This window comes from Ruegeria sp. BA2 (assembly GCF_056539605.1).
On record NZ_JBQFVE010000010.1, the window covers coordinates 165,018 to 173,824 of the forward strand.

The following is an 8,807-nucleotide window of genomic DNA, read 5'->3' on the forward strand; positions in this document are numbered from 1 at the left end:
CCTGTTCATCACCGGTTCATGTCGAACGGCGTAAGCTTGCACCAGGAAACACAGAGAGCTTTCATGCGTGCGTACGTGTTCTTGTTGATTGCAAGCGTGCTTGTTGCTTTGCCCAGTGGAGAAGCGACAGCGCAAACGCGTGAGCTCAAGCAAGGCGAACTGCGCAAGGCGACTCTGACGGGTGACACGATCCGGCTGAAGCGGGTCATCAATGGTGTCGAAAAAGCTTTCGGTGGCACGCCCGTCGATGCGCGCGCCTTTCAGGCGGACCAGATATACTATCGTATTCTGGTTAAGAAACCCGACGGAAAAATTGTCAGCGTCATTGTGAATGCACAAACCGGTACTGTCGTTTCCAACCGGTCCAGTGTTGCCCGGCAGATATCAAAAGCTGCCCGGTCTGGCCCTGCCAATGTCAACACCAACAGCAATCGCAACACCAAAAACAACCGTGGGACTTCTGTGAGCCGTGGCAACAGCGGCGAAAACGGCAACAGTGGCGGCGGAAACGGGGGCGGCAATAGCGGTGGCAACGGTGGCGGAAATGGCAACGGTGGCGGAAATGGCAACGGTGGCGGAAATGGTAATTCCGGAGGGAATGGCAACAGCGGTGGCAACGGAAAAGGCGGCGGCAATGGCAATTCCGGCGGGAACGGCAAGGGCAATGGTAAAAATTAGGGCTTAAATCAGAGCCATTGTGACTGTAGTTTTTGAATATGAGAGTACTTCTGGCCGAAGATGAGCCGCAGTTGTGCGAGCAGATCAAAAAGCTTCTGAGTGCAGAAGGCCGCGTAGTGGACGTGGCCAACAATGGAACGGATGCGCTTCACTTGGGGGCGACCGAGCCGTACGATATGATAATCCTAGACATTGGATTGCCCGAGCGCGATGGCATCTCCGTCCTGCGCGAATGGCGTGGCGCAGGGATCAAGACGCCGGTGTTGATCCTAACAGCCCGCGATGGGTGGAGCGAACGCGTGGACGGCCTTGACGCAGGCGCGGATGATTACATGACCAAGCCGTTTCACATGCCAGAACTGGCCGCACGTGTCCGCGCGATCCTGCGCCGACAGAGCGGTCAGTTGAATCCTGTGATCGAGATGGGGGACGTCTCTTTGGATACACGAAACGGACGGGTCAGCGTGGGCGGAATTCCCGTTGATCTGACTGCGCAGGAAATCGCTGTCCTGACATACCTTGCGCATAATATCGGGCGCATGGTGTCTCGTACCGAGCTGTCCGAACACATCTATGAATATGACGGTGATCGGGATTCAAACACCATCGCTGTATTCATCACTCGATTGCGTAAAAAACTGGGCTCTGACCTTATCACAACGGTCCGAGGGCGCGGCTACATGATCGATACTGCCTGATGCTATCGCTGCGCCAACGCGCTTTGCTTGGTGGCCTCGCCACAGGTGCGCTTTCTGTCGGCGTTGGAACAATGGTTGTTTTTTCCTACATCAACACGCGCGTTCTTGAGCAGTTTGACGAGACGCTGCGCAATAGACACACGCAACTGGTTGTCGGGTTAAGCGCGACGACGGACAACCCCGAGGCTTTGCGTGATCTCATGTTCGACCCGGCCTATGGAACGCCATACTCTGGCCGATACTGGCAGGTGACGGACGGGAATGGGGCAACCTTTACATCTGCCTCACTGTTTGACGAATTGATCTCTGAACCCGCGCGAGTGCAGCAAGAGGCCGTCGTGTGGAACACATCTGGCCCGGATAATGAAGCTGTGCGCAGCGTCTATCAGAAAATCACCTTCGAGGACGGATCCGAATGGGGCGTGACAGTCGCGGAAAGCAGGCTCGAGCTGATCCGCGAACGTCGGGCTGCACAGAACAACTTGCTGCCGGTATTCGGGCTTGTCGGCTTGATTGGGGTTGCTGGTTCGCTGCTATTGATGTCTACCATTGTCGGCCCACTCAGGAAGCTGCGGACGGATGTGGCGCATCGTTGGGACAAAGGAGACGACCTTAACCCGCAAGACTATCCGGAAGAGGTTTCGCCACTTGTTGAGGACCTCAATAAATTGCTGCACAGAAATCGCGAGATTGTATCTGGTTCTCGTCGGCAGGCGGCGGATTTGGCGCACGCACTCAAAACGCCGACGGCAATACTTCGAAACGAACTGGCAAGCTTGTCGGATCGAGGCGCAGATATCGAACCTGCCGAAGACGCGCTGAGCAGGATAGATGCTCAGTTAAAACGGTCTCTGGCGCGTATGCGTGCGTCAAACACCGCTGAGCTTACGCATTCGCGAACGGATCTTACGAATTCAGTCAACAGGTTATCCAGATTGTTTTCGGTCATGGCTGAGCGCGAAGGGAAATCCCTGACGACAGATTGCGAAACCGGACTTCAAGTCAGAATGGACACTCAGGACATCGAAGAAGTGATTGGAAACCTCCTCGACAATGCACTCAAGTGGTCCCGTACAACTATTCACATCAGCGCAAAACATGTCACGGATCATATTGAAATTTGCATTGAGGATGATGGACCTGGAATTCCGAAAGAAGCCCGTGAAGGTGTGCTTCGCTCCGGTGGAAGGCTGGACACGTCTGTCAGCGGTACCGGATTGGGCTTGGCCATATCGGTAGATCTTTTGAACGCTTATGGAAGTAAATTGATACTGGGTAAATCAGCCAACCTCGACGGCTTAGCTTGCTGTGTCCTTATATCAGGGTAATTTTCACCACACTGTGCTGGATAGTCACCAAACGGCTTTGGGGGGGACCAGTTATGCAGATCACACACCTCGATCACGTGAACATCCATACGACTCAGCTGGACAGGATGGTGTCCTGGTATCGTAACATTTTGGGTCTCGTGCCGGGAAATCGTCCTGATTTTCCGTTTCCCGGGGCATGGCTTTATGCGGGTGAAATGGTGATGGTCCATCTGGTTGGCACGGAGAGGCCTGATCTCATCGGCTCGGAGACGGGTTTGAAGTTGGAGCATTTCGCCTACAAGGCCCGGGATGCCAAATCATTCGAAGCACGCTTGATCGAGGCCGGACAAGACTACCGCCGAGTTGAAATCGCTCAGATCAACACAGTGGCCTTCAATATATGGGACCCAGATGGCAACCACATCCATGTGGATTTCGCTCTCGATGAATAGTGAGTGCATCTTTCCGAGGTCGGACGATGTGATTAGCGTCTCATGCTAATAAATCGGGTTGCAATCGTGGATCTGTTTACTCTTGCCAGCGACGGGCCGAAAAACGTTTTGCCGAGGCAGGGCATCGCCAACTACCTCGGAGCGGTTTTGCCCAGCGACTTGGCCGATACTTCGCTTGCGGAACTCATGACAGGTATAGAACGGCGTAATGACGAGTATCACTTTGCAGGCAAACACATAGTCACTGCCCGCAAAATCGCCTGGTACAGCGACAAACCCAGCCCATCAAACAAGCGATTAACACACGCGTGGACATCCGGCTTACTGGGCCTGAAAACCCTCGTTGAACAGGCCTGTGGTCACCGTTTCCAAAGCCGCCTGCTCAAACTTTATCACAGAGGTGAAGAATGTTTAGGTTGGCACAATGACCGGGAAAAAACACCTGTTGCGTCCCTATCTCTCGGTGCTGCGCGTCGATTAGTTTTCAAAAACAAGACTGACAAAGAAACCCTGGAAATCACCCTCGCACATGGGGAACTTTTTGTTATGGAAGGTGAAACTCAGGATCACTGGCAGCATCGTGTCCCGCCGATGAAACGTGTTAGGGAGACCCGGATCAATTTGACATTCCGGCAAGTGGGGTGATGCTGAGCAAAATGCTTACCGGCGCTCCAGCACCTCAAACCAATTCATCACGTGCGCGGCCCATCCACCAGGGGCACTATGCCCCCCTTTGTGCAGCATCAAATCAATGCGCCCGGTATCGCAATCAGTCCAGTGCCTGAGCCAGAGATCACCCTCAAACGTGTTCGAGGCTGGCTGTCGGTTTATGCAGCCATTGGTTTCGCGCAGAACTTTTAAAGACGCCCAGACATCTCCCTGAACCACTGTTCCATCAAAGAAAGATCGCCCTTCCAGCGGCACCACTCGGTCCGTCCATCCATGCGTATGGAACAGATATACAGGTTCGTTCGGCACAGTGGTCTGGCAACTGCTCCCAAAAAGCGCCTGCCAAAGCAGCATAGGCATCTGCAAAGTCCGGCTGCCAGCATGCCATGTCCCAGACCATGGATCCGCCACGCGAGAACCCGGACAAGAGCAAAGGAGCCTCTGCAAGGTCAGTCTTGATTTGGACATCGGCCAACACCGTGCTCAGAAACGCTGCGTCCTCACGTTCGAATTTCATACTATCTGCGCGAACCGACCAATCCTTTGTCCATCTTGCCTCCGGATGCTCTCCATTTGGAGCGACAAAAACATAGCTCCGCGAAAGAGCCTCACTGGCGAGATCAGAATTGAGCATACTACTGCCGGTGCTGCCACCGCCATGCAAATGCATGACAATCCCCATCGGCTCGGGCGTTTCCGGCAACAGAACATGATACGTACCACCTTCGACGATACAGGGCGTTTCAAGATCACCGCATGATTGCGCGGACAGGCTTGGCGGGGTCAACAAAGTGGCAAAGACAATGCTTACCGCTTGGAAAATACCTTTGTTCAATACAATGACCTCCAATCAGCTTTCCATGCTTGTTGGATTCAACCCGCTATCAAATCCAGCATCTGGTCGCAAAATACCTTTTGCAAGTCATGGTGCAACCTCTGGCCACCACCTCCAAGCGGTGACCAGAACAGCGTCATGCAAGATCAGTTTATTTCTTGTACCTTCATGACCAGCTCACCCCAGTTGCGCTGGTTTTCGATGTCATGTTCCAAGCCCTGCTCATCGGCGATGCCGAAGCGTTTGACAGCCGGTGTTTTGCTTGTTGCCTGATACAGCCAATAGGCCTCGGCCTTCAAGGCATCCTGGATCGGCTGGTCTATGGATTCATACACCATCTGCTTACAGGCATTGATGGACTCTGCCGGGAACTGCGCGATACGTTGCGCCAAAGCATCCACGTAGGGGCCGATCTCATCGGGATCGAGCGCTTTGTTGATCGTACCCAAACGCTCCGCATCATCGGCGTCATAGTCCTGCGCGCTCAGGATGATCTCAAGCGCCTTGCCCAGCCCCGTCTGACGCGCCATGCGGGATGCGCCACCGCCGCAGGGCAGGATACCCATCCCGACTTCCATCTGCATGAACTTGTATTTGCCGCGTGCGACAAAACGCATGTCGAGGGCAAGTGCCAACTCATGACCGCCACCGCGCGCAAAGCCTTCAATTTTTGCAATCGTGGCTTGTGGAACCTTGCTGATGCGCTCGCATACAGCCTGCAAGTCCAGGAGTTGTGCTTCGTCGCGCGGTACCGCTTCGGTAGACATGTCTTTCAGCAACTCTGTGTCATAATGGCAAACCCAGACCTCGGGATTGGCTGATTGGAAGACCACGACTTTCACCGAACGATCACCTTCAAGGCGCATGGCAAGGCTGTTGAGATCCGCCAACATCTCCTGACCCTGAACATTGACCGTCCCGAAGTCGAAGGTAACAGTCGCGATCGCGCCCTTCACATCAACTGTAAATGTCTGAAAGTTCTCATATTTCATTGGGTATTCCTCTCTTGTTGCCCCGCATCAACGATATGGGGATTGGTGAAAACACATTTTGGGTATGATTGCCGCTCGGTGCGGTTCAGCTGTTCTGGTGCACGAAGGTTTTGATCGCCTCCATCACTTGTGACGCATGTGCAGCATCCAAAGCGGCACCGTGCGGGTTGGCGAAGTTGCGGCTGTCATTGTCGAAGTAAGCACCATATGCGTCTGCGAACCGGTCGCCCAGGGCGGCGTCTATCAGGATATCAGCCCCAATGTTGAGGTCGTTGCCCGCCATGCCAAAGCCTTCTTTTACCATTTTGGAGGCGAGCAGCGACCCTGGATTGACAGCGATCATCACTGGTCCATTGGGCAGAGACTTTGCAAGTTCACGCGTCCAAATCGTGATGGCGAGTTTACTCTGCGCATAAGCGTCCATATCGCCCAGGCGTTTTTTCCCGCGCATCGCATCCAGATCCACGGGTGCTTGCGCGGCGGACGAAAGGTTCACGACGCGCCCCCCTGACGGCATGATCGGAAGAAGCAATTCTGTCAAAAGGTACGGGGCAAACGTGTTGACAACAAAGCGAATGTCCAGCCCGTTGCCAAGCACCGCTTTGGGTGCCTTCAGCACACCGGCATTGTTTATCAGAACATCCAACCTGTTATGCTTGCTAAGGATTTCTGCGGCCAAAGCCTTCACAGCGTCTAAGTCAGACAGATCTGCGATGTAGGTCTCGACCTCACCGTCAATCTGTTTTTTAGCCGCTTCGAGCTTTGTGGTGCTACGACCATGAACCAATACACGATGCCCACTCGCGGCAAGTTTCTGCGCGGTGAGCAAACCGATCCCATCGGTCGAACCTGTGATAAGAATTGTCTTACTCACGTAGTTAGTCCTTCATACAAAGTTGAATTGCAGATCTTCTGCCCGCCGGTTTTTTGCAGCGCTGTAGAAAGCATTTGCCAAGCTTCAATAACGCACCAGCGTGCGGCTCTCGATACTCTTGCGGATCGTTGTGACAGTTGGGTCCTCGATCATATCTAATGCGCTGTGTGCGATAGAAGGTAGCCCCTGATTGTCGTAGATGTTAAAGTAGGCCACTTCGTCTGGCGTCATTTTTGATTGATACAGCCATTCGTGATGGTCGTTACTCACCAGTCCCATGATCTGGCCCTTGCGATCCGGATAAATTAGGTCGAGCAGTATCCAGTCCTCAGGATCAACGCTGGATGGGCGGACAAAGCCCAAGGGTGCGCTGTTGATCGGGTCTTCAACCGGCCGCCAAATGTTGATGAAGGCAAAGTGGCTCTTACTCCACTCTGCGGCGATCTCGGTCCCCAGTAGGTCGACAAGGCGTTGTTGCGCGCCAGCTGCGCTATAGTCGCTGTGAACGTTGCGCGCCGGTTTCCGGGTCGCGTCTGGGTCGTCGACGCGGACCGTGTGATCAAAGATGACAACCTCGCTTGCACCAAGCCGATCAGTCAGAAGTTGCGTAAGCTCTCCGTCGTAGGTCGAGCGCCATGCGTCCCCATCAAAGCCTGCGACAGCGGTTGGAAATTTTGCAAACTCTACAGCGTCCTGTGCAAATTGAGGGGTGTGCATCGACAGTCGCACATCGTTCAACCGCACTTTGGTTGGCGCTAGCTCAGGCGAGATTAGATTGCCAATGATACCGCCTGCATCCAGCTCAAATGCCTGCCTTTCGTCTATATGAACATGGTAGTTGACTGTGGCGGTCCCTGTCATTGCAGCGATCTCCTGAAATCTGCGACATTTCCTTTTCAAACATATGGCTTCTGATATTTACTAAATAAAGTGGACACTTTTGTATTCAGAATTCGGAAAGCTGACATAATGGGCATAGATACAGACGAGCTGCGGCTGTTTATCCTCGCGGCAGAATTGCTGAACATTAGCGCAGCCGGACGGAAGCTGGGCATGGCTCCAGCTGTCTCAAGCGCAAAGCTTGCCAAGCTCGAACACAGGGTGGGCTCCGAGCTGTTGCACCGGACCACGCGCAGAGTATCCCTGTCTGTCGAGGGCGTTGATTTCCTGCCTTTTGCGCGCGAAATGGTTGCGCAGGAGGGGGCGGCTCTTGCTGCGCTAGGACAAGGTTCAGCCAAAGCAAGCGGAACGCTGCGATTTACGGCGCCCAGCACGTTCGCACAGATCTATATCGCGCCAATCCTACCCGAATTTCTCGACAAGTTCCCCGATGTGACGCTGGATTTGCGCATGTCTGACCTTCAGTTCAATCTTATCGAAGGCAGCTATGATCTTGCCCTAAGGTATTCCCCGCTGTCGGATACGAGTTTGAAGGGGCGCAAGCTGGCCGATGACAAACGCATTCTCTGTGCGTCGCCGTCCTACCTGAAAACCCACGGGACACCTGCAACCCCGTCTGATCTGGCGCATCACCGTCTCATAGCTTTCAGCAATCTTGATCCACGGCCGCTGAAATCTGCTCAAGGCGATATTGCAATGTTTGAGTATGGCGACAAAAAGAGCCAGTTGATCGTGGATGACGGGCTCACTCAAAAGCGGGCTACAATAGCGGGAGCTGGCATTTCGATGAATGCACTTTGGAGCGTTCATGAAGAACTCGCCTCAGGACTGCTAGAACACGTCCTACCCGACTACGAGGCTGCTGAAGAAAATGTGCTGTGGATGATCTAGTCAGTCATAGCGATCCCGAGTGCCAAAAGGCGGTCAGGTTTGCCGAGCAGACGAAATGTATCAGGCGCTATGATCGTCAGGTTTTAAGACCATTGACGCTATGATCTTGTGCGCTCGCTATGGCGCTGTAAATGGGCTATTGGTTTCTTGTAGCGTTTCGATGAATTTTCGCTGCAATAAAATGATGATTTTTGCGTCGCAGATTTCGCCGGATTCGATCAGGTTCATTGCTTCCGGAAGTTGAACTTGAAGCGTTTCGATATCCTCTCCCTCTTCATAAGATCCTCCGCCAGATTCTTTTTGGTCAGAGCTATGATATGTTCCTGAGAAAAAGGCCAAATACTTCCAGGTCATGGCGGCGAATAGCGTAAGGTCGACAGCGAAAGCCAGGGTGAGTTCTGCCAGCGCGCGTACAAGGCTTACGTCGAAGCAAAAGGGCTGGGCAACTACCGAGCGGAAGAACTCAGCGATGAAGACCTTCAGTGCATCGTGGCCTCAAGTAGCTCGA

The 8,807-nt window shown here is 53.5% G+C and carries 11 protein-coding genes; 6 read left to right on the forward strand and 5 right to left on the reverse strand.

All coding sequences use genetic code 11. The features are described 5' to 3' along the window. The first annotated feature begins 63 nt into the window (after positions 1–63). The 5 genes from ACR0NN_RS19015 to ACR0NN_RS19035 all read left to right on the forward strand — a co-directional run bounded on the left by ACR0NN_RS19015 (position 64) and on the right by ACR0NN_RS19035 (position 3,783). Positions 64–678, forward strand: coding sequence for a PepSY domain-containing protein (locus ACR0NN_RS19015; RefSeq protein ID WP_480685306.1), 615 nt, complete (start codon positions 64–66; stop codon positions 676–678). Between the two features lie 38 nt (positions 679–716). Then, entirely contained in the window at positions 717–1,376 is a 660-nt protein-coding gene (locus ACR0NN_RS19020; protein WP_170725130.1) for a response regulator transcription factor, read from the forward strand. 71 nt (positions 1,377–1,447) lie between these two features. Further along, a complete protein-coding gene (locus ACR0NN_RS19025) occupies positions 1,448–2,704 on the forward strand; it encodes a sensor histidine kinase (RefSeq protein WP_170725129.1) in 1,257 nt (418 codons plus the stop codon). Between the two features lie 53 nt (positions 2,705–2,757). Then, complete coding sequence (locus ACR0NN_RS19030; RefSeq protein ID WP_170725128.1) at positions 2,758–3,138, forward strand: VOC family protein; 381 nt, start codon at positions 2,758–2,760, stop codon at positions 3,136–3,138. Between the two features lie 66 nt (positions 3,139–3,204). After that, positions 3,205–3,783, forward strand: a complete 579-nt coding sequence (locus ACR0NN_RS19035) for an alpha-ketoglutarate-dependent dioxygenase AlkB (protein WP_170725127.1) — start codon at positions 3,205–3,207, stop codon at positions 3,781–3,783. Between the two features lie 250 nt (positions 3,784–4,033). On the opposite strand, the gene ACR0NN_RS19040 is transcribed toward ACR0NN_RS19035, so the two are convergent. The 4 genes from ACR0NN_RS19040 to ACR0NN_RS19055 form a co-directional block, all read right to left on the reverse strand. Beyond that, positions 4,034–4,642, reverse strand: a complete 609-nt coding sequence (locus ACR0NN_RS19040) for an alpha/beta hydrolase family protein (protein WP_170725126.1) — start codon at positions 4,640–4,642, stop codon at positions 4,034–4,036. Between the two features lie 146 nt (positions 4,643–4,788). Further along, positions 4,789–5,634 carry an enoyl-CoA hydratase/isomerase family protein gene (locus tag ACR0NN_RS19045; protein ID WP_170725125.1) on the reverse strand — a complete coding sequence of 282 codons (846 nt, stop codon included), beginning with the start codon at positions 5,632–5,634 and terminating at the stop codon, positions 4,789–4,791. 85 nt (positions 5,635–5,719) lie between these two features. Next, positions 5,720–6,508: an SDR family NAD(P)-dependent oxidoreductase gene (locus tag ACR0NN_RS19050; RefSeq protein ID WP_170725124.1), complete on the reverse strand. Its 789-nt coding sequence runs from the start codon at positions 6,506–6,508 to the stop codon at positions 5,720–5,722. A gap of 84 nt (positions 6,509–6,592) precedes the next feature. After that, positions 6,593–7,369 (reverse strand): CmcJ/NvfI family oxidoreductase, encoded by a 777-nt coding sequence (locus tag ACR0NN_RS19055; protein WP_170725123.1) that lies wholly within the window; start codon positions 7,367–7,369, stop codon positions 6,593–6,595. A gap of 108 nt (positions 7,370–7,477) precedes the next feature. Between ACR0NN_RS19055 and ACR0NN_RS19060 the strand changes: the two genes are divergently transcribed. Then, positions 7,478–8,299, forward strand: coding sequence for a LysR family transcriptional regulator (locus ACR0NN_RS19060; protein ID WP_480685310.1), 822 nt, complete (start codon positions 7,478–7,480; stop codon positions 8,297–8,299). Positions 8,300–8,416: 117 nt separating this feature from the next. Here the strand turns inward: ACR0NN_RS19060 and ACR0NN_RS19065 are convergent, their stop codons facing one another. Continuing rightward, positions 8,417–8,653 (reverse strand): NUDIX hydrolase, encoded by a 237-nt coding sequence (locus ACR0NN_RS19065; RefSeq protein ID WP_170725122.1) that lies wholly within the window; start codon positions 8,651–8,653, stop codon positions 8,417–8,419. Positions 8,654–8,807: the final 154 nt, after the last annotated feature.

Bases quoted from the DNA above. Each gene is read 5' to 3' on its own strand.
- ACR0NN_RS19045 (WP_170725125.1), bottom strand. From the start codon at position 5,634: ATGAAATATGAGAACTTTCAGACATTTACAGTTGATGTGAAGGGCGCG.
- ACR0NN_RS19025 (WP_170725129.1), top strand. From the start codon at position 1,448: ATGGTTGTTTTTTCCTACATCAACACGCGCGTTCTTGAGCAGTTTGAC.
- ACR0NN_RS19015 (WP_480685306.1), top strand. From the start codon at position 64: ATGCGTGCGTACGTGTTCTTGTTGATTGCAAGCGTGCTTGTTGCTTTG.
- ACR0NN_RS19055 (WP_170725123.1), bottom strand. From the start codon at position 7,369: ATGACAGGGACCGCCACAGTCAACTACCATGTTCATATAGACGAAAGG.
- ACR0NN_RS19020 (WP_170725130.1), top strand. From the start codon at position 717: ATGAGAGTACTTCTGGCCGAAGATGAGCCGCAGTTGTGCGAGCAGATC.
- ACR0NN_RS19065 (WP_170725122.1), bottom strand. From the start codon at position 8,653: ATGACCTGGAAGTATTTGGCCTTTTTCTCAGGAACATATCATAGCTCT.
- ACR0NN_RS19060 (WP_480685310.1), top strand. From the start codon at position 7,478: ATGGGCATAGATACAGACGAGCTGCGGCTGTTTATCCTCGCGGCAGAA.
- ACR0NN_RS19030 (WP_170725128.1), top strand. From the start codon at position 2,758: ATGCAGATCACACACCTCGATCACGTGAACATCCATACGACTCAGCTG.